This is a genomic window from Burkholderia sp. AU27893 (genome assembly GCF_002223205.1).
In the GTDB taxonomy this organism is placed as follows: domain Bacteria; phylum Pseudomonadota; class Gammaproteobacteria; order Burkholderiales; family Burkholderiaceae; genus Burkholderia.
On sequence record NZ_NKFD01000005.1, the window covers coordinates 458,123 to 480,931 of the forward strand.

At 68.1% G+C, this 22,809-nt stretch carries 23 protein-coding genes; 13 read left to right on the forward strand and 10 right to left on the reverse strand.

Features of this window, described 5'->3' with window-relative positions; all coding sequences use genetic code 11:
• Positions 1–57: 57 nt before the first annotated feature.
• Entirely contained in the window at positions 58–1,038 is a 981-nt protein-coding gene (locus CFB47_RS34290; RefSeq protein WP_089463882.1) for an alpha/beta fold hydrolase, read from the reverse strand.
• A gap of 365 nt (positions 1,039–1,403) precedes the next feature.
• Here CFB47_RS34290 and CFB47_RS34295 point away from each other — a divergent pair, with 365 nt between their 5' ends.
• The 5 genes from CFB47_RS34295 (at position 1,404) to CFB47_RS34310 (ending at position 6,441) form a co-directional block, all read left to right on the forward strand.
• Positions 1,404–1,835, forward strand: coding sequence for a DUF3331 domain-containing protein (locus CFB47_RS34295; RefSeq protein WP_089463883.1), 432 nt, complete (start codon positions 1,404–1,406; stop codon positions 1,833–1,835).
• A gap of 180 nt (positions 1,836–2,015) precedes the next feature.
• Entirely contained in the window at positions 2,016–2,288 is a 273-nt protein-coding gene (locus tag CFB47_RS40880; protein ID WP_143330906.1) for a hypothetical protein, read from the forward strand.
• Between the two features lie 93 nt (positions 2,289–2,381).
• Positions 2,382–4,190 (forward strand): winged helix-turn-helix domain-containing protein, encoded by a 1,809-nt coding sequence (locus CFB47_RS34300; protein WP_089463884.1) that lies wholly within the window; start codon positions 2,382–2,384, stop codon positions 4,188–4,190.
• Between the two features lie 230 nt (positions 4,191–4,420).
• Positions 4,421–4,834 (forward strand): DoxX family protein, encoded by a 414-nt coding sequence (locus tag CFB47_RS34305; protein WP_089444092.1) that lies wholly within the window; start codon positions 4,421–4,423, stop codon positions 4,832–4,834.
• A 104-nt stretch (positions 4,835–4,938) separates the two neighbouring features.
• Positions 4,939–6,441: a mechanosensitive ion channel family protein gene (locus tag CFB47_RS34310; protein ID WP_089464295.1), complete on the forward strand. Its 1,503-nt coding sequence runs from the start codon at positions 4,939–4,941 to the stop codon at positions 6,439–6,441.
• A gap of 35 nt (positions 6,442–6,476) precedes the next feature.
• Here CFB47_RS34310 and CFB47_RS34315 read toward each other — a convergent pair whose 3' ends face one another.
• Positions 6,477–7,385 carry a LysR family transcriptional regulator gene (locus tag CFB47_RS34315; protein ID WP_089460062.1) on the reverse strand — a complete coding sequence of 303 codons (909 nt, stop codon included), beginning with the start codon at positions 7,383–7,385 and terminating at the stop codon, positions 6,477–6,479.
• Between the two features lie 118 nt (positions 7,386–7,503).
• On the opposite strand from CFB47_RS34315, the gene CFB47_RS34320 reads away from it, so the two are divergent.
• Positions 7,504–8,409, forward strand: coding sequence for an AraC family transcriptional regulator (locus CFB47_RS34320; RefSeq protein WP_089463885.1), 906 nt, complete (start codon positions 7,504–7,506; stop codon positions 8,407–8,409).
• Positions 8,410–8,528: 119 nt separating this feature from the next.
• Here the strand turns inward: CFB47_RS34320 and CFB47_RS34325 are convergent, their stop codons facing one another.
• Positions 8,529–9,206, reverse strand: coding sequence for a hypothetical protein (locus CFB47_RS34325; RefSeq protein ID WP_089460064.1), 678 nt, complete (start codon positions 9,204–9,206; stop codon positions 8,529–8,531).
• A 106-nt stretch (positions 9,207–9,312) separates the two neighbouring features.
• Here CFB47_RS34325 and CFB47_RS34330 point away from each other — a divergent pair, with 106 nt between their 5' ends.
• Entirely contained in the window at positions 9,313–10,476 is a 1,164-nt protein-coding gene (locus CFB47_RS34330; protein WP_089463886.1) for an aldose epimerase family protein, read from the forward strand.
• A 27-nt stretch (positions 10,477–10,503) separates the two neighbouring features.
• Here the strand turns inward: CFB47_RS34330 and CFB47_RS34335 are convergent, their stop codons facing one another.
• On the reverse strand, positions 10,504–11,361 hold the full coding sequence (locus tag CFB47_RS34335) for a PhzF family phenazine biosynthesis protein (protein ID WP_089463887.1): 858 nt from the start codon (positions 11,359–11,361) through the stop codon (positions 10,504–10,506).
• Between the two features lie 247 nt (positions 11,362–11,608).
• On the opposite strand from CFB47_RS34335, the gene CFB47_RS34340 reads away from it, so the two are divergent.
• On the forward strand, positions 11,609–12,265 hold the full coding sequence (locus tag CFB47_RS34340) for a CoA pyrophosphatase (RefSeq protein WP_089463888.1): 657 nt from the start codon (positions 11,609–11,611) through the stop codon (positions 12,263–12,265).
• Between the two features lie 32 nt (positions 12,266–12,297).
• On the opposite strand, the gene CFB47_RS34345 is transcribed toward CFB47_RS34340, so the two are convergent.
• Positions 12,298–13,269 carry an AraC family transcriptional regulator gene (locus tag CFB47_RS34345; RefSeq protein WP_089463889.1) on the reverse strand — a complete coding sequence of 324 codons (972 nt, stop codon included), beginning with the start codon at positions 13,267–13,269 and terminating at the stop codon, positions 12,298–12,300.
• Between the two features lie 94 nt (positions 13,270–13,363).
• Between CFB47_RS34345 and CFB47_RS34350 the strand changes: the two genes are divergently transcribed.
• From CFB47_RS34350 to CFB47_RS34360, 3 genes are all read left to right on the forward strand, one after another.
• Entirely contained in the window at positions 13,364–14,194 is an 831-nt protein-coding gene (locus CFB47_RS34350) for an oxidoreductase (RefSeq protein ID WP_089463890.1), read from the forward strand.
• 156 nt (positions 14,195–14,350) lie between these two features.
• Positions 14,351–15,187 carry an alpha/beta fold hydrolase gene (locus CFB47_RS34355; protein ID WP_089433600.1) on the forward strand — a complete coding sequence of 279 codons (837 nt, stop codon included), beginning with the start codon at positions 14,351–14,353 and terminating at the stop codon, positions 15,185–15,187.
• A 133-nt stretch (positions 15,188–15,320) separates the two neighbouring features.
• Positions 15,321–15,506 carry a hypothetical protein gene (locus CFB47_RS34360; protein WP_256946825.1) on the forward strand — a complete coding sequence of 62 codons (186 nt, stop codon included), beginning with the start codon at positions 15,321–15,323 and terminating at the stop codon, positions 15,504–15,506.
• Between the two features lie 26 nt (positions 15,507–15,532).
• Here the strand turns inward: CFB47_RS34360 and CFB47_RS34365 are convergent, their stop codons facing one another.
• The 5 genes from CFB47_RS34365 to CFB47_RS34385 all read right to left on the reverse strand — a co-directional run bounded on the left by CFB47_RS34365 (position 15,533) and on the right by CFB47_RS34385 (position 21,705).
• A complete protein-coding gene (locus CFB47_RS34365) occupies positions 15,533–16,240 on the reverse strand; it encodes a DUF3142 domain-containing protein (RefSeq protein ID WP_089464296.1) in 708 nt (235 codons plus the stop codon).
• Between the two features lie 16 nt (positions 16,241–16,256).
• On the reverse strand, positions 16,257–18,425 hold the full coding sequence (locus CFB47_RS34370) for a hypothetical protein (protein ID WP_089463891.1): 2,169 nt from the start codon (positions 18,423–18,425) through the stop codon (positions 16,257–16,259).
• A gap of 154 nt (positions 18,426–18,579) precedes the next feature.
• Positions 18,580–19,992 (reverse strand): 3-deoxy-D-arabino-heptulosonate 7-phosphate synthase, encoded by a 1,413-nt coding sequence (locus tag CFB47_RS34375; RefSeq protein ID WP_089463892.1) that lies wholly within the window; start codon positions 19,990–19,992, stop codon positions 18,580–18,582.
• A gap of 139 nt (positions 19,993–20,131) precedes the next feature.
• Positions 20,132–20,686 carry a GNAT family N-acetyltransferase gene (locus CFB47_RS34380; RefSeq protein WP_089463893.1) on the reverse strand — a complete coding sequence of 185 codons (555 nt, stop codon included), beginning with the start codon at positions 20,684–20,686 and terminating at the stop codon, positions 20,132–20,134.
• Between the two features lie 257 nt (positions 20,687–20,943).
• Positions 20,944–21,705 carry a 2-keto-4-pentenoate hydratase gene (locus CFB47_RS34385; protein WP_089460076.1) on the reverse strand — a complete coding sequence of 254 codons (762 nt, stop codon included), beginning with the start codon at positions 21,703–21,705 and terminating at the stop codon, positions 20,944–20,946.
• A 295-nt stretch (positions 21,706–22,000) separates the two neighbouring features.
• Between CFB47_RS34385 and CFB47_RS34390 the strand changes: the two genes are divergently transcribed.
• Both CFB47_RS34390 and CFB47_RS34395 read left to right on the forward strand, forming a co-directional pair.
• On the forward strand, positions 22,001–22,480 hold the full coding sequence (locus CFB47_RS34390; protein WP_089460077.1) for a universal stress protein: 480 nt from the start codon (positions 22,001–22,003) through the stop codon (positions 22,478–22,480).
• Between the two features lie 13 nt (positions 22,481–22,493).
• On the forward strand, positions 22,494–22,685 hold the full coding sequence (locus CFB47_RS34395; RefSeq protein WP_089460078.1) for a DUF2964 family protein: 192 nt from the start codon (positions 22,494–22,496) through the stop codon (positions 22,683–22,685).
• Positions 22,686–22,809 lie beyond the last annotated feature (124 nt).

Below are 22,809 nucleotides of genomic sequence, written 5' to 3' on the forward strand. Positions count from 1 at the left end.
ATCCTGAACGGCACGTCTGCCGAAGCGGTATGTGCGCCGCGACGGCAGACGGCGCGCTTACGCCTGCAGGAACGCGAGCAGCTCGGCGTTGATGCGATCGGCGTTCACGACGCACATGCCGTGCGACCCGCCTTCGATCACCTTCAACTGCGCGTGCTTGACGATCTTCGACGACAGCCGGGCCGAATCGTCGATCGGCACGATCTGGTCGTCATCGCCGTGCAGCACGAGCGTCGGCACGTCGATCTTCTTCAGGTCGTCCGTGTAGTCGACTTCCGAGAACTCCTTCACGCACAGATACTGGCCGTGAATGCCGCCCATCATGCCCTGCGACCAGAACGCGTCGATCGTGCCCTGCGACGGCTTGGCGTTCGGGCGGTTGAACCCGAAGAACGGCACCGCGAGATCCTTGTAGAACTGCGAACGGTTCTCGGCGACGTTCTTGCGGATGCCGTCGAACACGTCCATCGGCAGGCCGCCGGGATTGGTCGGCGACTTCACCATCTGCGGCGGCACCGCGCCGATCAGCACGGCCTTCGCCACGCGCTTCGTACCGTGGCGGCCGATGTAGCGCGCCACTTCGCCGCCGCCCGTCGAGTGGCCGACGAGCGTGGCTTCGCGCACGTCCAGTGCGTCGAGCAGGGCGGCCAGATCGTCCGCGTACGTGTTCATGTCGTTGCCGCGCGACGGCTGGCTCGAACGGCCGTGGCCACGACGGTCGTGCGCGATCACGCGATAGCCGTGCTGCACGAGGAACAGCATCTGCGCGTCCCACGCGTCCGCACACAGCGGCCAGCCGTGCGAGAACACGACCGGGCGGCCGGTGCCCCAGTCCTTGAAGTAGATCTGCGTGCCGTCCTGGGTGGTGATCGTGTTCATCGAATGGGCTCCTGGGTGAGCTGAAGCGGCGCTGCGGGCGGGGGTGCCGGCCGCGGCCGCCATCGCGGGCAGCGCGGCGGCCGCGACGGCCGTCGCGCCGGCAAGCAGCATGTCGCGGCGGCGCGCCGACGAAACGGCGTCGGTCTGTTCTGGGTGCATCTGGACTCCTGAAATATGCGGCGCAACGATGCCGCGCGGGATGGTGGATCGGTGACGACCGGCCGCGGCCATCCCGCCGGCAGCCGGTTTGCTCGCGTCGTCGCGCGCCGATTCGTGCGGCGCGGACGAACGAATGCCGTCGGGAGCGTATCGCGGTGCAACGTGCGCCGTACTGAAATCCGGCTGAATTTTCTTGAACGCGCCGCGCCGCGGAGGGAAGTCCGCCGGGCTGCAGAAGAATTAAGCGCGCGACCGGGACTCTTCAGCGCGCGGCGACTATCGTCGACATCGGATCATCCGCGCACGTTTCGCGTCGCGCGCACGGATCCGCCCGCACCGTCCGTCACTCGCCTGGAAATGCCGCCATGGATGCCTTCAATCGCTGGGAGCACATGATCACGTCGCTCGGGCCGCCTTCCGTGGCGGCCGTCCGGTCGATGCCGATGCCGCGCGCGCGACAGGCGGACGGCCCGCGCCGCGGCCATCGCGGCGAGGCGCCGACGCCGTCGAGCGGCGACATACGCCGCCGCAGCGCGATCGTCACCGCCGAGCGGCAGACCGATTCGTCGATGCTGGTTTCGTGGAGCGACCCGACGCACTGCCGCTACGACGAGCAGCGCTGGATCAGCGCGAAGGCGCGCGGGCTCGGGCGATGCGCGCTCACCGGCGGGACGATCCGGGTCGGCGATGCGATCTACAAGCCCCAGTGGCGCGGCGCGAAACGGCCGGCGAACTGCCGCGAAATGATCCTGGCGTCGGCGCTCGACGTATTCGCCGCGCGACAGTCCCGGCCATGACGCCGGCAGCGCGGCGCTGCGCCGGTTGCGACCGGCGCGATACATCGTGAAGCCGCCAACCGCGGAACGGAGGCGACTGCGACATGCTCGCCGATACCGCGCGCCGAATGGACGCTGTTCGCCCAGGCCCGATCGCACGCCCCCTCGAAGCGGGAATCGTTCCGCCATCGGTGCAGAGCGATGAGCGACCGGCGCAACACGCGGAGCCTGCGCTCCTTCGATCGACCGGCGAATCAAAAAAAGGAAAATACGTCGATTTTTTCAGAACCGGCAGTCGTATCGTCTGATATATGGAAATCACATTTACAAACGAATCGGCAATTCGCACGTGAATCGTGCGCTGCCGTGCTGTTCCTGCCGCATGGCGGTGCGTGCGGCCACGCGCGTGCGGCACATCGTCACGGCGTTTTTCGTCATTTCAAAAAATTCGATCGCTTCATTCTGATAATTTGAATCATTCTGCTACGCAAATACCGTAGCATTGACGCGAAAGCGGTGAACGGGTTTAAATCGTGCGCCGTTGAATGTCACCATCAAGAAAATGCGATGATCCGAATTGGAACACTTCACGTTTTTCTCGACAGACGTGAAATTCGTTCGAACGGCAAGCTGTTGCGCATCGGTAGCCGCGCATTCGAGATTCTCGAGCTGTTGATTCGGGCGAACGGCGCACTGGTATCGAAAGACGAAATCATGCAGCGCGTGTGGCCGCACACCGTGGTGGAAGAAAACAACCTGCAGGTGCATATCGCGTCGCTGCGCAAGGCGCTGGCCGACGACCGGAACCTGATCGTGACGGTGCCGGGCCGCGGCTATCGGCTCGTCATCGAGCAACCTGACGACGACGGTGCGCCCGTGCGCCCCGCGATGTCGCGGCCGTCCATCGCGCCCGGCGCGCTGTTCGGCCGCGAACGCATGGTCGACGAGGTGCTGGCCGCGTTGCAGGACGCACGCATCGTGACGCTGGTCGGCGCGGGCGGCATCGGCAAGACGCGCGTCGCGATCGAAGCGGCCGCGCGCGCGGATGCGCGTTTTCCTGAAGGCACCGTGTTCGTGTCGCTCGCGACGGTCGCGTGCCCGCGCTTCGTGCCGGATGCGCTCGCGGGCGCGTTCGGCATCGCGCAGCCGACCGGCGCGCTGACCCTCGAAGCGGTGCTCGCCGCGGTCGCACGCCGCCGGATGCTGCTCGTGCTCGACAATTGCGAGCACCTGCTCGATGCCGCGGCGCGGATCGCGAGCGCGCTGACCGATGCGGACGACGGGCTGTGCGTGCTCGCGACGAGCCGGGAATCGCTGCGCATCCACGGCGAGCGCGTGTGCCCGGTGCTGCCGCTCGACGTGCCGGACGAAGGCGCGGCCGAACACGATGCGATGCGCGCGAGCGCCGTGCAGTTGTTCGCCGCACGCGCCCGCGCGGCCGATCCGCGTTTTCCGCTCGATGCGCGCAGCCTGTCGCTGATGGCGTCGGTCTGCCGCCGGCTCGACGGCCTCCCGCTCGCGATCGAACTGGCCGCGGCGCGGGCCGCCGTGCTCGGCATCGACGTGCTGGCCGCTCATCTCGACGATCATTTCCGGCTGCTGACGGGCGGGTTTCGCACCGCGCTTCCGCGCCATCAGACCTTGCAGGCGATGTACGACTGGAGCGACCGGCTGCTGGGCGATGCCGAGCGCCGGCTGTTGCGATGGCTCGGCGTGTTCCGCGACGGCTTCTCGATCGAGGCCGTGCGCGCGGTGGTCGGCCCGAACGGGCTGGCCGGCGCCGACCTGCTCGATACGATCGCGGGCCTCGTGTCGAAATCGCTGCTGATCCTCGAGACCGCGCACGGCGCGCCGCGCTACCGGTTGCTGACGACCACGCGCGCGTATGCGCAGCAGCAGCTCGACGCGCACGGCGACGGCGCGGCGGCCGCGCGCGCGCACGCCGGCTATTTCCTCGAGTTGTTCCGGCAAGCGGCGCATGGCGGTGGTGCGCAGGGCGGCGATCAAGGCGGCTCCACGCGGCTCGAGGCGGTACGGCGTGAGCTCGGCAACCTGCGTGCCGCGCTCGACTGGGCATTCTCGGCGAACGGCGATACGGCGCTCGGCGTCGCGCTCGCGGCTGTCGCGGTGCCTTGCCTGTTCGACCTGTCGCTCGTCGACGAATGCCGCGAACGGGCGCGCGTGGCGCTCGATGCGATGCGCGACGCCGACACCACGGCAGAGGCCGCCGATGCGCGCGTGCGCTTGCTCGCCGCGTATGCGGCCGCGCTCGCGCATACGGCCGGATCGACGCAGGCGGTGCACGACGCGTGGTCGGAAGTGCACGCGCTCGGCTTCGATGCGACCGAGGCGGAGCTGCCGGCGCGCGACGGCTGACGGCGGATCGGCGGGGTGCCTGCCGCGCTTCAGAACGTTTCAGCGCGGCGTAAGGACACAGGCGCGCGGCACGCGTAGATTGCGAGCGTAAGGCGCGGCCACCCCGCACGCTTGCGTGGCGATCCGGTGCGCGCGCCGAGATATCGCGACGCCATCCGCCAAGCGGGCGTCGCGACACGAGCGGCGCCTCCCGCGCCGCCGCGTGCCCGCCCAACCGGACGAACCGCCGCATGAAACTTCCCGAATCCGACCTTTCCCGCCACGCGACCGACCTCGGCCTGCTGTTCCTGCGCGTCACCGCCAGCGTGCTGCTGCTCGTGGTTCACGGCTTGCCCAAAGTCCTTCACTACACGTCGGAAGCCGCCGCCATCGAGGATCCGTTTCATCTCGGCCGCACGCTGTCGATCCTGTTCGCGATCTTCGCGGAAGTCGTGTGCCCGGTCTTCATGATCGTCGGCGTATGGCCGCGGCTGGCCGCGTTGCCGGTGATGATCATCACGCTCGTCGCGCTGGTGTTCGTCCATCCCGACTGGTCGCTGCGCGACGCGCAGTTCGCGTGGATGCTGCTGATCCTGTTCGGCACGATCGCGATCGCGGGCGCCGGCCGCTATGCGTTGCCGGGCGTGGTACGCCGGCACGAATAGCGTGGCCGCGGGCGCGCCCGCGCCCAGCCTCTCGTCGCAGCGGCGCCGGCCCGACCGTCATGCTGCCGTCGCCATCGTTCCATTCCGTTCCGCTTCGTTTCGACATGCTGAATCTTTCCGACACGGCGCTCTACGGCGCGCCGATCGTGCTGGCCGATCTCGTCGCGTGGCGCCTGTTCGGGCGCGGCCGCGGCGCGACGCGGGCGGTGTGGCGCTGCGCGGCCTTCGCCGCACTGACCGCCGTGCTGTTCGCGCACGGCGTGAGCCCGCTCGCCGTTCCCGCGTCGGCCACCGGCCTCGACCGCATCGCGCTCCAGGCCATCTGCATCGCGTGGTGGCTGCAATGCGCGATCGTCTTCAGCCTGCTGCTCGATCATCTGCTGTTGCCGCCCGCGTGGCGCAGCCAGCGGCTCTTTCATGACATCGCCGCGGGCGTCGTGTTCGGCGCGGCCGTGGTCGCCGCGCTGGGCTACGTGCTCGGCCTGCCGTTGAGCGGCGTCGTCGCGACGTCCGGCGCGGTGGCAGTGATCCTCGGTCTCGCGCTGCAGAACACGCTGAACGACGTATTCTCCGGGCTCGTGCTGAACACCACGCAGCCGTTTCGTCTGAACGACACCGTGTCGATCGGCGAGATCGAAGGGCGGATCGTCGAGAGCAACTGGCGGGCGACGAAGCTGATCGACAGCCTCGGCAACCTGGTGGTCGTGCCGAACAGCGCCGCGGCCCGCGCCACCATCGTGAACCTCAGCGAACCGTCCGGCCTGCACGGCGTGACGCTCACGCTCGACGTCGATCCCGCGGTGCGGCCGGCGGTCGTGGTCGGCGCGCTCGAGCGCGCGGCGGCCAGTTCGCTCGACGTGCTCGCGCGCCCCGCGCCCGTTGCCGTCGTGAAGGCGTTCGGCACCAACGCGATCCGCTACGAGCTTCTCGGTTACGTCGACGCGCTGCAGAAGACGACGGCCGTGCGCAACGCGCTGTACGATCTCGCACATCGGCATCTGGCCGCGGCGGGCACCGCATGGCGGCCGCTCGCGAGCACCGTGCCGGCAGCGGCGGCGGACGGGCGCGATGGGCACGACGGGCACGATCGGCGTGACGTATCGCGCCGGTTGCTGCTGTTGCGTGCGGTGGACCTGTTCGCGCACGTCGACGGTGACGATCTCGCCGCGCTGGCCGATGCGCTGGTCTCGCGTTCGTTCGGCCAGGGCGACGTGATCTATGCGTCGAATTCGGATACGCGCGTGCTGACGATCGTCGAATCCGGCGTCGCGGCCGTATTCGTGCCGGGCCCGGCGGGCGACGTCGAGGTGCGGCGCATGGCGCCTGGAGACGCGATCGGACAATCGGTCGTGCTGGCCGGCACGCGCCTGCATGCGACCGTGCATGCGGTGACCGCGATGACCGTCCTGCAACTGCGCAGCGACGACCTGTCGGCGCTGATCCGCAGGAAGCCGGAGCTCGGCAGGTTGATGTGCGAATCGGTGACCGAGCACATCGCGGCCGAGGAAAGGATGATGATCCCGCCGGTCGAGAAGGCACACGCTTCATTCAGCCTGATCGCGTGGCTCGAGAAGGAAATGAAACGCGTGCACGATTCGATCGTCTGACGCGGGGCAGTGACCTTCGCCGGCGCTGAACGCGATCAGGTGAGCTGCAAGAGGCGATCGACGAGGTCGGGGCGATCGAGTTGCTCGACCCACCACAGGAGTGCACGGCCGGCCTCGTCGCTGCGCCACGCGAGATAGCAATGCGTGGTGTCGCGCATGCCGGTCACGCGACGGGCGACGAGCTTGCCGTCGGCGATCGCGCGGGCGGCGAGGCATTCCGGCAGCGTGCCCACCGCCAGCCCTTCGCATTGCGCATCGAGCTTGGCCGCGAGCGTCGGCACCGCGAGCGTCGGCTGGCCCGCATCGATCGCAACCGATTGCGGCGGCAACTCGCGCGACGTATCGCTGATCACCGCGCCGCGATACTGGACGACCGTTGCCATCGACAGCGGCTCGGGAAGCGCGGCGAGCGGGTGGGTCGGCGCAACGGCGAACACGTGTTTCAGCGCGCCGATCGGGCGCGCGATGATGTTCGGCAGTTCGGGCGGCGCGCCGGCGGCGCCGACGACGAGATCCGCGCGGCGCGAGATCAGCGCGTCCCAGGCACCGCCGAGCACTTCGGTCGACAGCCGCAGCCGCGTGTCCATCTCGAGCGCATAGAACCGGTGCACGAACGGCCACATCGCATCGAACGGCAGGATCTCGTCGATACAGATGCGGACCTCGGTTTCCCAGCCTTCCTGCGCGCGCTGTGCCTTCATCTCCAGTTGTTCGGCCGCATGCAGGAGCCGCCGGCCTTCCTCGACGACGATGCGGCCCGCGTGCGTGAGCTTCGCGCGTCGTCCGCTGCGGTCGAACAGCATGACGCCGAGATCGCTCTCGAGTTTTTGTACCAGGTAGGTCAGGGCGGACGGCACGCGATGCAGCAGTTCCGCGGCTTCGGCGAACGTGCCGGTACGGTCGATCGCATCCAGTGCTTCGAGCGCTTCGAATGACAGCTTCATCGCGAGTTCCGGTAGGGGCGGCTGGCGCATCATACCAGCGCGTGCCGCGCGAGGGCAGCGCGCGTCATCGTGCTTTGCTAGACTGACGCGCGTCGTCGTTCATTGCACGCCTCCATTCATGACTGCCCCCCAGCCGGACAACGCTTCTTCCGATTTCATCCCGGCCGATGTCAGGCAAACCATCGTCGCGCAAGCGTTGCCGAAGGGGCAGGTCGGCATCGTCCGGCTGAAGACGCTGCGGCGCAACAGCGGGCTCACCGCGCCTTACGAACTCGAGCATTCTGATCTCATCGTGCTGCAGTTGCGCCCGTTCGGTGAACAGGATCTGTGGCTCGACGGCCGCCGCGCGCCGTTCGTCCCGTATGGCGCGGGCACGGTCACGATTCACGATCTCGACCGCAACTGGGTGGCCGATCTGAAGGGCGCGTTTGACTGCATGCATTTCCACATGCCGCGCCCGCTGCTCGAGGAAACGGTGGACGACCTCGGCGGCCGGCAACGGCCGCGGCTTTACCTGCCGCCTCATCTGAGCGCGCACGACCCGATCATCCATTCGCTCGGCCAGTCGCTGCTGCCCGCGCTCGCGCGGCCGGGCGAGGCGTCGCAGATCTTCATCGATCACGTCGGGCTCGCGTTTCAGGCGCACGTGGCCCACCGTTACGGCGGCGTCAGCGAGCGACGGGAAAAGACGTACGGGAAACTCACGCCGTCGCAGGCGCGCCGTGCGAAGGAATTGCTGCTCGAGCATCTCGACGGCAACCTCGGGCTGGCCGACGTGGCGCGTGCATGCGGCCTGTCTCGCAGCTATTTCGTGAAGGCGTTTCATCAGACGACCGGGCTGCCGCCGCATCGCTGGCTGATCGTGCAGCGTGTCGAACGGGCGAAGGAGTGGATGCGCAATCCGAACCTGCCGTTGAGCATGATTGCCGACGCGTGTGGTTTTGCCGATCAGAGTCACTTCTCGCGGACCTTCACGCGCCTGACCGGCGTCAGCCCTCGCCGCTGGCGTGCGGACAATACCTGAGCGTCGTGATGCGGGGCCGGGCAGGTTTCCGTGATGGCGGGTGGGCCGTTGCCCCGGGCAATCGAACCTGCCAGGCGCGCGCCCATTCGAATGCGCAGCAGACGCTGAGCGCAGCGTGCTTATGCGTAAAAGCCGATCAGCATGTCGAGATTGCGTTGCGCGTGCGGCTCGAGCGGCGCGAATTCCGCCGATCGAAACAACGGGGCCTGCGCGCGCAGATGCTCGAGCGCTTGCCTGCGGCCGGCGCGGAAGGCTGCCGACGGCGCATCGGGATCCTGCGCCCACTCGCGCGCGATCGCGCGGTCGTATTCACGGAGCCGGTCGGGTGCGGCCGCGAGGATCGCGAGATCGGCGTCGAGAAAAATTTGCGCGGCGCGCTGCAATTCCGGATCGACGGCGAACCTGTCAGGCAGCCGGTGCGACTTCGTCGCCAGCACCAGGTCGCGGGCCACGGACACGTGCGATGCATGCGCATGCAACCACGCTGCGTCGCAATGCGCGTGCGTGACCTGCGCGAGCCATTGCGCGCTGAGCGCTTCGTTGTCCGCATACGCCGGCAGTGTCGTCGCGTAGACGATATCGTGCGCCCACACGGCGAGCTCGATGGCCGGCCACAGCGGGTCCGCACGATACGGCGCGAGGTGCGCGAACAGTTCCGCCAGATGGGCGAGCGTGTGATAGAAGCGCTGCGGCTCGCCGTACGCGCGCTCGACGAGCGGCCACACGGCCGTCGTGCCGAAGCAGGCGTCGCAGGCGGCGCGCAGCGTGCGCGCGATATCGGGATCGAGGGCGTTCATGGCGGCGATCGGCTCGGGCGGGCGATGCGCGCAGCATAGCAAACGTGGCCGCGAGCAGGCATGCCGCTTGCTCACGCGCAGGGATTGCACCGTATCGGAGGTTGCCATGAAACGAATCTGGCCGCGCTGCCCGCTGCTCGCGATCTGGGCGGTCGGGGCGCTCGCGCTGTCCGCGGACTTCGCCTCGGCGGCGCCCGACGTCTCGATCAGCCGCGCGGATGACGGAACGACCGCGGCCGGGCAGCCGGTGAGCCAGTACACGCTGGCGAACCAGCGCGGCGTGACGCTGAAAGTCATCACGTACGGCGCTATCGTGACCTCGCTCGACGTGCCGGACCGCGCCGGCCACGTTGCCGACATCGTGCTCGGCTTCGATTCGCTGCACGACTACGAAGCGCACAACGGCAACATCCATTTCGGCGCACTGATCGGCCGGTATGCGAACCGCATTGCCGGCGGGCGGTTCCCGCTCGATGGCCGGACGTGGACGCTGCCGGTCAACGACGGGCCGAACACGCTGCACGGCGGCCCCGGCAGTTTCGACGCGAAGGTATGGACGGTCACCGGTACGCACAGCGACGCGAGCGGTTCGAGCGTCACGCTGCGCTACGTGAGCCCCGACGGCGAGAACGGCTTTCCCGGCACGTTGACGACCGACGTGACCTACACGCTGACGCGTGACAACCAGATCCGCATCGACTATCGCGCCACGACCGACAAGGATACGGTCGTCAACCTCACCAACCACAGCTACTTCAATCTGGCCGGGCACGCCGGCGGCAACGTCGAGCGGCAACTGATCGAGATCGCCGCCTCGCGCTTCACGCCGACCGACGATACGTCGATTCCGACCGGGCAACTGGCGAGCGTGGCGGGTACGCCGATGGATCTGCGCCAGCTGACGCCGATCGGTGCGCATTTGCGCGACGCGGATCCGCAGCTCGTCATGGCACATGGGTACGACCAGAACTGGGTGCTCGACCAGGGCGGCCAGCCGGCGCCGGCGTTTGCCGCGCGCGCCTATGACCCGGCGTCGGGGCGTTTTCTCGAGTTGTACACGACGCAGCCGGGGCTGCAGTTCTATACGGCCAACGGATTGAACGGCAGCGTCGCGGGCAAGGGCGGGACGGTCTATCGGCAAACCGATGCGTTCGCGCTCGAGGCCGAGCATTTTCCCGATTCGCCGAATCATCCGGCATTCCCGACGACGGTGCTCAAGCCCGGCGAGACGCTGCACGAAGTGACGGTGTGGCGGGTGGGGGCGCGATGAGCCGGGGCGCGGCCCGGATCGTCTCCGCTACAGGTTGACCACGCCGCGCCCGAGTTCGATCACGCGCCCACCCACGCCGATCTCGCCGCTCGCACTGACCGACAACCGCAATCGACAAGGCCGGCCGATAGCGTCCCCCTGTTCGACCTGAAACGCGGCCGGCAGGTCACGCTGCATCGCAAGCAGCCACCCGCCCAGGTTTGCGCAGGCCGACCCGGTGCCCGGGTCTTCCGAGACGCTGCCTTGCTTCACGAAGAAGTAGCGTGATACCACCGTCCCCGGGCGCTCGGCATCGAACGCGAAGACGTAGGCGGTCTTGCGGCCGAGGCTGCTGGTCGGCCAGATATCGAGGCAGGCGCCGTCGGGCTGCGCGCGGCGCACGGCGGCGGGATCCTTGAGCGCGACCAGCATCTGGTCGGCGCCGGTGTCGACCCAGATCGGCGACGTGAGCAGATCGTCTTCCGCGAGCCCCAGCAAGGTCGCCGTCCGGGCGTCGGACAATTCGCACGGCGCCGTCTTCGGCATGCCTGCGTGCGGCGCGGTGAACGTCCACACGTCGTCATGCGCGCTCACGTCGACCACGCCGGCATTGAATTCGAGCGCGAGCGCATTGCCCGCACGCTGCAGGTCGCGCACGACATGCGCGGTGCCGAGCGTCGGATGACCCGCAAAGGCCATCTCATGGCCCGGCGTGAAAATGCGAACCCGCGCATGGGCGCGCTCCGACGGCAGCACGAAGGTCGTTTCGGACAGGTTGAACTGCACCGCGAGCGCCCGCATGGTCGCGTCGTCCATGCCGCGCGCATCGTCGAATACGCAAAGCGGGTTGCCGCCGAAAGTCGATTCGGCGAATACGTTCAGCAGACGAAAGGCGTAGGAAGGCATTTGAATCTCGTGTGGGTTCGGCAGTCGACGGACCGAGGGGCCACGTTTATCGACGGCTCGCGGCAGAGCGGCGGCGGCATGCCGTCGTGATGCAATGCGTCATTGTGCCCGCAAGATGCGATGAAGGGGCGGCATACGGGCGGTCCGCAATTCATGCATGATCAGGGTTCTCCGGTTGGCCGACGGAGATTCGATTTGATCGTTCAACTATCCGCAACGTGCAGGTTCAAGCGTGGAAGGGGAAGACATGGGATCTGACGAAGGCGCTTCGAATACTGGTGGCGCTCAGGTGAGTACCGACTCGCCCCAACCGCTCCTGGACGCGATCGTCCGTGGCGTCGAAGGCCACGGCATCCCTGCCGACACCGATTGGCCGACCGCGAAGCAACTCCTCGCGGACAACGATGGCCAGTGGAAATTCTCGGCAGTGCTGGTCGCGATCGTCGCGCGGCGCGAGCCGACGATCCTGTTGACCCTGCGCGCGTCGGACCTCAGCGAATACTCGTCGCATGTGAGTTTTCCGGGCGGGCGCCCGGCCGAGTCCGACCGCGATATCGGCACGACCGCCTTGCGCGAGGCATTCGAGGAAATCCGCCTCGCGCCTGATGCGGTCCGCGTGGCCGGCAGCTTGCCGATCCACAAAACCAGAAAGCGCCATCACGCGATCTTTCCCGTGATCGGCATCGTGCCGGACACGGCGAAATGGGAGGCGGCGCCTGCGGAGGTCGCGGAGATCTTCGAGTTTCCGTTCGCCGTGCTGCTGAATCCGGATCTGCTGCGGCAATACACGGACGGCGAGCGCACTGGCGCGTGGTACTGGGCGGAGCAGACGCAGGACATCTGGGGCGTGACGGCGCTCATCCTGAGATCGCTCGCCGCTCTGGTACGCGATGCCATGCGTTGACGCCATGCGTGACGGTCGCCCGCCGACGCACGTCAATGCGACGACACGAATGGCGCATCCTCGAAGGCTTCCGGAATCGCGAAGCTGTCGCGCATGCGCTGCGTTTCCTTCGCCGGCGTCAGGCCGAACAGGCGCTTGAATTCGCGGCTGAACTGCGACGGGCTCGCATAGCCGACCGCGTAACCGGCCGCCTCCGCCGTCAGGTCCTCGCGCACCATCAGCAAGCGCGCCTGATGCAGCCGCGTCGACTTCAGGTACTGCATCGGCGACACCTGCGTGATCGCCTTGAAGTGACTGTGAAAGCTCGGCACGCTCATGCCGGCTGCGTCGGCCAGTTGCGGCACGTCGAGCGGCTGCGCGTAATCGGCATGGATCACGCGCAGTGACCGGCCGATCCTTCCGAACTGCCCGCGCATCGCCAGCGCGCTGCGCATCGCGCTGCCCTGCGCGCCGGTGAGCACGCGGAAATACAGCTCGCGCAGCAGGGCCGGGCCGAGCACCGCGGCGTCGAGCGGCCGGTGCATCGCCTCGACGAAACGCAGTACCGACGCGTGCATCGTCGCATCCATCGGCGTCGACATCATGCTCCTGGGCGCCTGCACGGGCTCCGCCGTCCCTTCGCGGTCGATCTGCGCCGCGAGTTCGGCGGCCATCGTGAAATCGAGGTGCAGATACAGCGCGAGCAGCGGGCGCTCGGGCGTGGCGTCGGTTTCCATGCTGAACGGCACGGGCACGGACACCGCCAGGTAGTGATGTTCGTCGTACAGGTAGCGCTCGCCGCCGAAGTAGCCGCGCTTGCTGCCCTGGCACACGATCACGATGCCCGGGTCGTACAGCACCGGCGTGCGCGACAGCGCGCGGTTCGAACGCAGGATGCGCACGCTCGGCAGCGCCGTCAGGTTGTAGCCTTCGTCGGGCGCCAGCGTGCGTAGCAGCGCCACCAGGCGCTTCCGGTCGCGCGGCGGCAGCGACGGGGATCGGGCGGGGAGGGGATCGGCGCTCATAGTTTTGTGCAAGAAAATCAGCGGAATCGGGCTTATTCGACGGGGTTCGTCAGACTAGTATGCATGCTCCAATCGACATTCGGGAGAAGCTCACATGGCATCCGGCAAGCTCATGCTCATTACCGGCGTCAGCAGCGGCTTTGGCCGCGCGCTCGCGCAGGAGGCCCTCGCGGCCGGTTACACGGTGGTCGGCACCGTGCGAAGCGCGCAGGCGGCGCAGGATTTCGACGCGCTGTCCGCGCAGGCGTTCGCGCGGGTGCTCGACGTGACCGACTTCGACCGCATCGACGGCGTCGTGGCGGAAATCGAGGCGAACGTCGGGCCCGTCGACGTCCTGGTGAACAACGCCGGCTACGGGCACGAAGGGATCATGGAAGAGGCGCCGCTCGCGGAGATGCGCCGGCAGTTCGACGTGAACGTGTTCGGCGCGGTCGCGATGATGAAGGCGGTCATACCTTACATGCGCGAGCGGCGGCGTGGCCACATCCTGAACATCACGTCGATGGGCGGCCACATCACGATGCCCGGCATCGCGTACTACTGCGGCAGCAAGTTCGCGCTGGAAGGCGTGACCGAAACCGTCGGCAAGGAGCTGGCGCCGTTCGGCATCGCGGTGACGGCCGTGGCGCCGGGGTCGTTCCGCACCGACTGGGCCGGCCGCTCGATGGCGCGCACGCCGCGCTCGATCGCCGACTACGACGCGCTGTTCGACCCGATCCGCCAGGCGCGCGAAGAGAAGAGCGGCAAGCAACTGGGCGATCCGGCGAAGGCCGCGCGGGCGATGCTCGCGGCGATCGCGGCGGACCACCCGCCCGCGCACCTGCTGCTCGGCAGCGACGCGCTGCGGCTCGTACGTGGAAAATTGGCGGCGCTGGACGCGGAAATCCGCGCGTGGGAGGCCGTGACGGTGTCGACGGATGGTTGACGCGCGGCCCCGCACGATCGTTCGCCCGTAGCGGGTTCGTCCACGTCGTCGACATCGTCGACGGTCATTCGCAACTTGGCATCCTCGTTTAACAAACCTGTCCGATAATGGCTGCCGGCCAGTGCGCCGTTCATCCACCTCACAGGAGTCATCGCGATGCCATACGTCACAACGAAGGATCACGTCGAGATCTTTTACAAGGACTGGGGCCCGAAGGACGCGCAGCCCATCGTCTTCCATCATGGCTGGCCGTTGTCCTCGGACGACTGGGACGCGCAGATGCTCTTCTTCGTCCAGAAGGGCTATCGCGTGGTGGCGCACGACCGGCGCGGCCACGGCCGGTCTGCGCAGGTGTCGGACGGCCACGACATGGATCATTACGCGGCGGACGCTTTCGCGGTCGTCGAGGCGCTCGACCTGCGCAATGCGGTGCACATCGGCCACTCGACCGGCGGCGGCGAAGTGGCGCGCTACGTCGCGAAGCACGGCGAGCCGGCCGGCCGCGTCGCGAAGGCGGTGCTGGTCAGCGCGGTGCCGCCGCTGATGGTGAAAACCGCATCGAACCCGGAAGGCTTGCCGATCGAGGTGTTCGACGGCTTCCGCAAGGCGCTCGCCGACAATCGCGCGCAGTTTTTCCTCGATGTGCCGAGCGGCCCGTTCTACGGGTTCAACCGCGAAGGTGCAACCGTGCATCAGGGCGTGATCCGCAACTGGTGGCGACAGGGGATGGAAGGCAGCGCGAAGGCGCATTACGAAGGCATCAAGGCGTTTTCGGAGACGGACCAGACCGAGGACCTGAAGTCGATCTCCGTCCCGACGCTCGTGCTGCATGGCGAAGACGACCAGATCGTGCCGATCGCGGATGCCGCGCTGAAGTCGATCAAGCTGCTGAAGAACGGCACGCTGAAGACGTACCCGGGCTACTCGCACGGGATGCTGACGATCAACGCGGACGTCCTCAACGCCGACCTGCTGGCTTTCGTGCAGGCGTAACAGGGTTGGCGCAGGCCCGCTTCGGCGGGCTGCGCCGCCATTGCGGGCCGGCGGCGCGCGGTTGCGCCCGTCGCGTTGTCGGCCACGCGGCCGGATCTTTTCGCAGTTCGTCGGCATCACGCCGGATTCACGCGTGAGCCTGGCGATCCTGGCCGCCCTGTGGATCGCAGTCGATTTCACGATCCTGACCAGCTACATGGCCGCGATCAACCATCCGCTGATTCATCGCAAGCAGCGCTGGATCACGGCGTCGTCGGCGGGCGCGCTGCTCGTGATTGCGCTCGCCGGGCTCGGCAGCGCGATCACGGGCGCCGCGTAAGCGGTCCCGATTGACCGCGCGAGTCATCAGTCGTTGCGCAGGAACACGACGTAGCCGCGGAACCACGGATTCGTCGCGAGATACGGCGGCGCGTCCCATTCGCCGCCCTGGATGATGCCGATGCGAAACGGCAACTGCAGCCGCGCGACGCGCGGCAGGTAGTCCGCATAGTCGGGGATCGTGCGGCGGCCCTGGTAGGTCTGCACGACCACTTCGTCGACGATCCCCCTGAGCTGGTTGACCTGGTCGGTATCGATGCGGCTGCTCCAGTCGAGCAGCCCGGTGATGCTCAGCCGATAGTCGGCGGGCAGCGTGTCGCGCAGCGACCGCAGGAATGCGAGGTAATCCTGCAGGTGGCGCGTGCGCGCATCGAAGTCGATCTGGACGCCAGTGATCGTGCGGCCCGACGCGCGCCAGCGCGTGAGCTGCGCGAGCATGATCTGCGTGACGCGCGGCGTCCAGCGCAGCGTATGCGCGCGATAGACGAGCCATACGCGCGCCTGCGGCACGGGCGGCAGTGCCACGCCTTGCGCGATCACGCGGACCTGCGACTCGTCCCGCGGCGACGCCTCGATCTGCCCTTGCAGCACGTACACGGTGCGCGCGCCGTGCACGACCGCCTGCGGCTTCACGCCTGCCCACAACCAGAACGCGTCGTACCGCGCGGCGTCGACGGTGCCGGCCAGTGCGACGCGTCCGGCCAGCAGCAGTGCGATGCACGCCAGGCGCGCGATGCGCTTCACGCGGCGCTTACCAGTAGTAGCGAAGCTTCTGCGCCCACGGGCTGCCCGCGTAGCTGGCCTTCAGCGTATCGAACCAGCGCTTGCGCACGTTCTTCGGCACGTCCTTGCCGCCGCATTCGTTGGTGCCGCCCGGCGCATAGCACTTGATCGCACGATAGTACGCGTAGGCGCGATCGTTCGGGTTCGCCTGCGCATCGGCCATCACCGTCACGTAGCTCGACATCCGCTCGTACGGTTTGCCGTCGAACTGCGACGGCCCCGCGCCGAGCGTCGACGGAATGCCCGTGGCGGCCTTCGTCGCTGCGTTGCGGATCCACATCGGCACCGGATCGCTTTCGACGCCGGGCGCAGGCGGGTGCAGGCGCACGAAATCGGCGAGGCAGTTCAGCCCTTTCGCATCGGCGGGATTCTGCTGGAGCGCCGTGGCGATGTCGTGCGCGGACGGGCACGTATAAGCGTCTTCGTTCCTCGCGCCGGCCGCGACGAACGGCTTCAACCCATCGGCCGGCTTGTCGGACACCAGCGCGGCATCCGCGATGAACTCGGCGTAATGCGAGCGCGTGAGCTCCTTGTACAGCAGTGTGTACAGCGCGGTGTCGCGCAGCGCGCCGCCGTTCGCCTGGCTTTGCGCCTGCGCGCGCAGCAGGTCCGCATTGGCCGAGCGTTGCAGCAGCACGGCGCGGATCGCGGCGTTCTGCACGGGCGAATCGTCGGCGAACGCGTCGTTGACGAGCCCGGCCTGCTCCAGGTTGATCGCGAGCGCGAGTTCGAGCGCCTCGCGCTGGAAGCGGAATTTCGCGAGCGGGATCAGGTCGCGCCACAGCTGGCGGGCCTTGTCGGACTGGCCGCTATCCTCCAGCGCGAACCCGCGCAACGCCTGCTGGCTCAGGCCGAAGTAGTCGAGCGGCTCCGCGGGCGTCTGCGGCAGCAACGCGAGCGCGGCGTCCGGCTTGTGCCCGATCTGGACGTACCAGGTCGCGAGCAGGTAGTCGTAGAGCGCGGGCGCGTTCGCGAAGCGCGGCTTCTGCGCCTGCAGGTCGTCCAGCGTCAACGGCTTGCGGCTCGAATCGCTGCTGTCCGACGTGCGCATGCGCATCAGGTCGACGGTCGCGAGCACGGTCGGCGACTGGATCTGGCTCGAGTCGAATTCCGACCCGAACAGCAGCTTGCTGTCGAGTTCGTTCGCCAGCTGGATCAGCGGCACGTTCGACGTCGCCGGCGACCAGCGCGCGAGTGCGTGGCCGTACAGGTCGGCCTGCTGCGTGACGTTGCCGCCGAGCCACGCGACCCGCCGCAGCAGCCCGTTTGCGGAGGTCGCATAGCGCCCCTGCGGATACACCTTCAGGTAAGTGCGAAACACCGTATTCGCGGCGTCGAGCGACACCTTCGTCACGCGGCCGCGCGTCGGCGTGGGGCTGTCGTGGTCGAACACGTTGGCTTGCGCGGCGTTCAGCTGCGCGCGCCCGGCCATGTAGAGCCCGGTTTCCTTCAGCCACGGGTTCGCGCTGTGCGACGCGCTCGCGAACGCACGGGTCGCGGTGAGGAAGTCGGCGCGGTAGAACGCGTTCGTGCCGTCGAGGTATGCGGCGAACTGCTGGCCGAGCGGCGACTTGACCGGCGGTTTCGTCCACGCGGCGCTCGCGCCGCCGGCGGCGCAGGTCTTCTGCGCGATGTCGGCGCGTGCTGCGCGCAGGCGCGCGGCTTCATCGGCGGGGAGGCCGCCGGCACTGCCCAGTGCGTCGTTGAACGCGTCGGCGCCCGAGGCCATGCTGCGGCAGATGCTGCCTTCGCCGTCGGCGTACTGGTTCGACGGCGTTTCGGCATCCGTTGCGCCGCCGGTCTTGTCGGGCTCCTTCTGCCCGATGTAGATCCATCCGGAGAAGTCCATCGGGAACGGCACGATGATCTGGTGGATCCGGTCTTTCGCCGGGATCGTCTTCGGGTCGGGAAACGCCTGCGCGACCTTGGCGCTGTCGACCATCATCAGCATCGCGTTGATGCGTGTGTCGTTGGCCGGGCTCAGCATCGGCACGTTGGCGCACGAGTAGGTGGTCTGCCGGAGCGTGGTCGGTGAATAGCAGCCGTCGTCGCCGCTGGCATGGGCAACAGGAATCCAGAACAGGCTGGCCGCCAGCGCGGCGAACAGGTGGCGGTGCAGCATGGGGCTTTTAGGCATTTCTTTTTGTGCCGGGTAGGGGGCCGCAGCGGCCGGGTCTCTCAGGTGAGGCGTTTCGCCCCGGCGCGTATCGTACCGCACTGCATGCACGTATTTCGCGGGTGCGCGCAGGCCGGCAAGTCGTGTCGATGGCCGGTGCGAGCCGGCGCCTGCATCACGCGTATACGCTGCTGGCGACGCCGTCGTCGGCCACATCGTCGATCGCGGCCCGCAAGTCGTCGATCGCCACCATCAGCTCGCGCACCTGTCGCAACGACGGGTACTGGTGCAGCACCGCGTGCCATTGCGGCAGCGTCAGCAGCGCGTGCCAGACCACACCGAGGCCGCCCGGGTCGGCATCCGGCCGCTGCGCGAGCGCGCTCGCGTATTCGAGGCTCGCCTGTGCGGACAGCAACTGCATCCGGCTCGCGGCACCCAGCAGGCGCGGCGTCGTGTCGGCGGACGCATCGCAGCAATAGAGCACTTCGCGTGGCAGCGTCGCTTCGTCGGTCGTCAGCGCGCGCAGCGACGCACCCTGAACGCGCACCGTGCCCTGGTGCGTCTCGAACGCATAGAGCGTGTCCGGTTCGGCTTGCGCGAGCAGGTTCAGGCCGCGCAGCAGCCGCGGCAGGTCGGTCGTGGCGGCGTCCGCGGACGCTTTCGCTTCGACGAGGAAGCGCACGTTCCACACGGGCGCCGGATCATCGCCGCGCGTGCGTTCGAGCAGGATCGCGTCCCATTCGGTTTTCGCGCGATCGTGGCGTCCCGGAATCGATGACGGCACGCGCATCGACGTCACCACCCGGTACGTACGTCGTGCGTCGACGGCGTCGAGCCGGCGCGCCAGCGCGTCGAGCGCCTGCGCGGCCAGCGCTTCGACGGCCGCGCCGCGCTGCTGCGACGCGACGCCTTGCGCGACGGCGACGGTGCTGCCTTCGAGCGGGCCCTGGCGCACCCAGAGCGCCCGGTAGCGACGCACGTGCTCGTCCGATGCCAGTGCGTCGACGCGCAGCAGGCGTTCGAGCGCGGCGCTGTCTTTCAGCTTGACGATGTCCTGCTCGAACGCGGTGTCGGTCGCCATGTCGGGCAGCGCGAGCAGGTGCCGCAGCGTGTCGTGCAGGTCGCCCCACGACGCGGCGGTGGCGGCCGCATGCAGCCGCGCGAGCCCGTCGCGTTGCCATGGGCGGGCGCTGCGCTCGAGCTTGGCCGGGTGCGCGATCGCGTTGACGGCCGAGTGCAGCGCGCGACGGTCCTGCTCGGCGTGCGCGGACAACGACGCGTATTCGCGCACGGTCGGCGCATCGTGCCGCAGCACCGCGGCCTGGAAGGCGGGATCGCCGGCGTGCGTGTCCATTGCATCGCGGATCATCCGCGCGAGGGCGTCGATGAAGCGCTGCCTCAGTGCCGCGTCGGGCATCTGTCCGTCGCTTCGCATCCGGCGCGCTTCCTCGATCACGATCGCGAGCGTGGCGGCCGGGTTCGCGGCGTCGGCCGGCGACGAAGCGCTGTCGAGCGGCGGCAGCCGGTAGCGGCGCGCGACGGTGCGCAGGGTTTCGTCGAGCAGGGCGGGAAGCGGTGTCAGCGACATGGTCGGTATCGGCTTGAAGGCGATGCGCGTGTCCGGGGTTGGGGGGAGTGGACGCGATGATGTGCAACGTTATCACGCCGGGATGAGCGGGATACGGGGCATGTCGTTGCGAAAGGGCTCGATGCGACGGCACGCGGCATCAGTCGCGCGCAATGTTCCTGATCAGCGTTTCGATGGTCAGGCTTTCGTCTCGAGGCCTGCCGACACCCGCGTCGAACGGGTAGCCCATGCGCTCGCCGGTTCGCGTGTAGCCGCGGCGCAAGTAGAAGTCGATCAGCTCGCGGCGCGCCGACAGGACAACCATCACGGCCGTCCCGATCTGCCAGCCGCGAACGGCGAATTGCTCGGCTTCATGCAGCAACGCCTTTCCGAGCCCACGATCCTGCATTGACGGCGCGACGGCCAAGGTGCCGATATAGGCCGCGTTTCCGTCTTTCCTGACTTCGATGCAACCGGCGATACTGCCGTCGATCTCGGCGACGAGCAGGACGGAGTCCGGGGCCCGCAGCGTCGTGCCGAGCTGCGACGACGTGATCCGCGGGCCGTCGATCAGGGCCGACTCATGTGTCCATCCGCCTGCAGACGTCGTCGGGCGGTACGCCGCATTGACCAGTTCGACGAGCGCGTCGACGTCTTGCTCGCGTGCTGCGCGGTAGCGAGCGGCGCGCTTGATCGCGCCTGTCGTTTCATCCATTGAAGCCCTCGGTGTCTGTTATGGCGTTTTGTACAGCACCTCATGTCGTCCAAGGATAGACGAACGATCTTCCGGCGTCGGCATCTGCATGGGTGGGGTTTGGTCGTGTGGTTGTGGGCGTGGTCGCGATGACATTGCCGTCAAGGCAGCACGGGCAGCCGCACACCCGAAAACGGTCACGAAACACGCCACGCATCGATCCCCGCTGTCACGCTGTGATCAGCGATCAGCGCAACCGCACCCACCCACCACACGCATCACGCCGTCAACGTCACCGACAGGCTGCCGAGTTCGCCGAAGCGCACCGTCAGCGCGTCGCCGAGCGGCACGTCGATCGCGCCCGCGTACGAACCGGTCGTCACGATCTGCCCGGCGCGCACCGCGTCGCCGCGCGACGCGAGGAAATTGACGAGCCACACCAGCGGCTTCAGCGGATCGCCGTCCGGATGGCGGCCGTCGATCGTGCGGTTCAGTGCGCCTTCGAACGACAGCGCCAGCGTCTCGAGCGGCACGTTCAGCCCGTCGGGCACGACCGGGCCGACACACAGCCCCTGGTTGAATTGCCCGTCGGCCAGCAGCTCGAACTTCGACGCGCGCGTGGGCTCCGCATAGCGGCAGCCGAGCACTTCGAGCACGATACGCACTTCGCGGATCGCGTCGCGCACGTCCTGTTCGTCGTACGGCTGTTCGCGTGCAGGCAGGTCGCGATCGAGCACGAACGCGATTTCCGGTTCGATCCGCACGATCGGCCCGCCGACGACGCGGTACGGCGCATCGGCCTCGCGGATCGTCGACGCGAAGATCGGCGCGAGGATCACGCGGTCGGGCGGCGGCAGCGCGCATTTCCAGCCGCCGACGGGTTCGCCGAGCAGGTCGGCCACGCGCTGCTGGATCGCGAGGGCGGTCTCGACGTCCTCGGGGCGCAGCGCATCGGGCAGCAGCGGGCCGGGCGAGCCGGCATGGCGGGCGGCGACGAGATGCTGGGCGGCGCCGTCCACGCGTTCGGTAGTCGTTGTCATGTCGGTTGAGCGAGTTGAAAGTGGGCCGGCAAAAAAGGGCCGGACGAAAGTCGCACATTCGATGATAGCGCTTTCGGCACGATGACCGCTCGATCCCGCTGCTTCGGCTTCCGTGTCGGGCAGGTTGGCGACCTTGCCGCAGACGAGCGGTATCGGCATCACGTCGCGACGCTTTGCCGCACGGACGGCCGCCGGTCGCCCTTGATCGCCATCAACATTCGAACCCGCCATCCGCCGATGATGGTGACAAGGCCGCGCGACCAGACGCGTGGCAACTCACCCCAGCGAGGTTCGCATGTACAAGAAGATCATGGTGGCCGTCGACGGCAGCGCTTCGTCGAAACAGGCGCTTGCCGAGGCAGTGAAGGTCGCGCTGGCCGGCGACGCACACGTCAGCGTCGTGTATGTGGTGGACAAGTCGGTGCTGTTCACTTACGCGGGCCGTTTCGATCCGCACGCACTGGTCGAGGAGATCCGCGACGACGGGCGCAAGGTGCTGCGCGAAGCCGAGCAGATCATCGCGCTGGCCGGCGCGAAGGGCGAGGCCGAACTCGTCGAGACCGAGAGCATCGGCGAGGACATCGCGGAGCGCCTGCAGCGCTACGTGAAGGAAGGCGGGATCGATCTCGCGGTGGTCGGCACGCACGGGCGGCGCGGGATCCGGCGCGTGCTGCTCGGCAGCGTCGCGGAGCGCTTCGTGCGCGGCTCGAAGTGCCCGGTGCTGCTGATTCGCGGCGACGATCACGACGTAGCGGCTACCGCCGCGGCGGCTTGACGCGGCGCGCGCGATGATTCGCCGCCAGTCCCGGATCGTCGTCGCGGCGATCGCGGTGTTCGTGTCGCTCGCGGGGATGATGGCCGTCGTGTCGGGGCTGCTGTTCGACAACACGATGGCGCTGCGCGGCGGCGCGATCGCGCTGGTGGTGGGCGCGGCCGGCTTCGTCGTGATGCTCAATCCGGGCGCGAAAGGCGAGGAGTGACGAAAGCGCGCGTGGCCGGCCTCGTCCGGTAAAGGTGCCGGGCACGGCCGGCCGCCGCGTTCCACGCGCCCCGCGACAGCCGTTGCAGCGCCAGGCATCCGCTTGCGTGCCCGCTCGCATCGCC

Coding starts and splice junctions, on each gene's coding strand:
- CFB47_RS34380 (WP_089463893.1), bottom strand. CDS start 20,686: ATGGATGAAACGACAGGCGCGATCAAGCGCGCCGCTCGCTACCGCGCA.
- CFB47_RS34345 (WP_089463889.1), bottom strand. CDS start 13,269: ATGAGCGCCGATCCCCTCCCCGCCCGATCCCCGTCGCTGCCGCCGCGC.
- CFB47_RS34300 (WP_089463884.1), top strand. CDS start 2,382: ATGATCCGAATTGGAACACTTCACGTTTTTCTCGACAGACGTGAAATT.
- CFB47_RS34335 (WP_089463887.1), bottom strand. CDS start 11,361: ATGCCTTCCTACGCCTTTCGTCTGCTGAACGTATTCGCCGAATCGACT.
- CFB47_RS34350 (WP_089463890.1), top strand. CDS start 13,364: ATGGCATCCGGCAAGCTCATGCTCATTACCGGCGTCAGCAGCGGCTTT.
- CFB47_RS34355 (WP_089433600.1), top strand. CDS start 14,351: ATGCCATACGTCACAACGAAGGATCACGTCGAGATCTTTTACAAGGAC.
- CFB47_RS34325 (WP_089460064.1), bottom strand. CDS start 9,206: ATGAACGCCCTCGATCCCGATATCGCGCGCACGCTGCGCGCCGCCTGC.
- CFB47_RS34385 (WP_089460076.1), bottom strand. CDS start 21,705: ATGACAACGACTACCGAACGCGTGGACGGCGCCGCCCAGCATCTCGTC.
- CFB47_RS40880 (WP_143330906.1), top strand. CDS start 2,016: ATGAGCGACCGGCGCAACACGCGGAGCCTGCGCTCCTTCGATCGACCG.
- CFB47_RS34375 (WP_089463892.1), bottom strand. CDS start 19,992: ATGTCGCTGACACCGCTTCCCGCCCTGCTCGACGAAACCCTGCGCACC.
- CFB47_RS34315 (WP_089460062.1), bottom strand. CDS start 7,385: ATGAAGCTGTCATTCGAAGCGCTCGAAGCACTGGATGCGATCGACCGT.
- CFB47_RS34305 (WP_089444092.1), top strand. CDS start 4,421: ATGAAACTTCCCGAATCCGACCTTTCCCGCCACGCGACCGACCTCGGC.
- CFB47_RS34395 (WP_089460078.1), top strand. CDS start 22,494: ATGATTCGCCGCCAGTCCCGGATCGTCGTCGCGGCGATCGCGGTGTTC.
- CFB47_RS34320 (WP_089463885.1), top strand. CDS start 7,504: ATGACTGCCCCCCAGCCGGACAACGCTTCTTCCGATTTCATCCCGGCC.
- CFB47_RS34330 (WP_089463886.1), top strand. CDS start 9,313: ATGAAACGAATCTGGCCGCGCTGCCCGCTGCTCGCGATCTGGGCGGTC.
- CFB47_RS34295 (WP_089463883.1), top strand. CDS start 1,404: ATGGATGCCTTCAATCGCTGGGAGCACATGATCACGTCGCTCGGGCCG.
- CFB47_RS34390 (WP_089460077.1), top strand. CDS start 22,001: ATGTACAAGAAGATCATGGTGGCCGTCGACGGCAGCGCTTCGTCGAAA.
- CFB47_RS34290 (WP_089463882.1), bottom strand. CDS start 1,038: ATGCACCCAGAACAGACCGACGCCGTTTCGTCGGCGCGCCGCCGCGAC.
- CFB47_RS34310 (WP_089464295.1), top strand. CDS start 4,939: ATGCTGAATCTTTCCGACACGGCGCTCTACGGCGCGCCGATCGTGCTG.
- CFB47_RS34340 (WP_089463888.1), top strand. CDS start 11,609: ATGGGATCTGACGAAGGCGCTTCGAATACTGGTGGCGCTCAGGTGAGT.
- CFB47_RS34370 (WP_089463891.1), bottom strand. CDS start 18,425: ATGCCTAAAAGCCCCATGCTGCACCGCCACCTGTTCGCCGCGCTGGCG.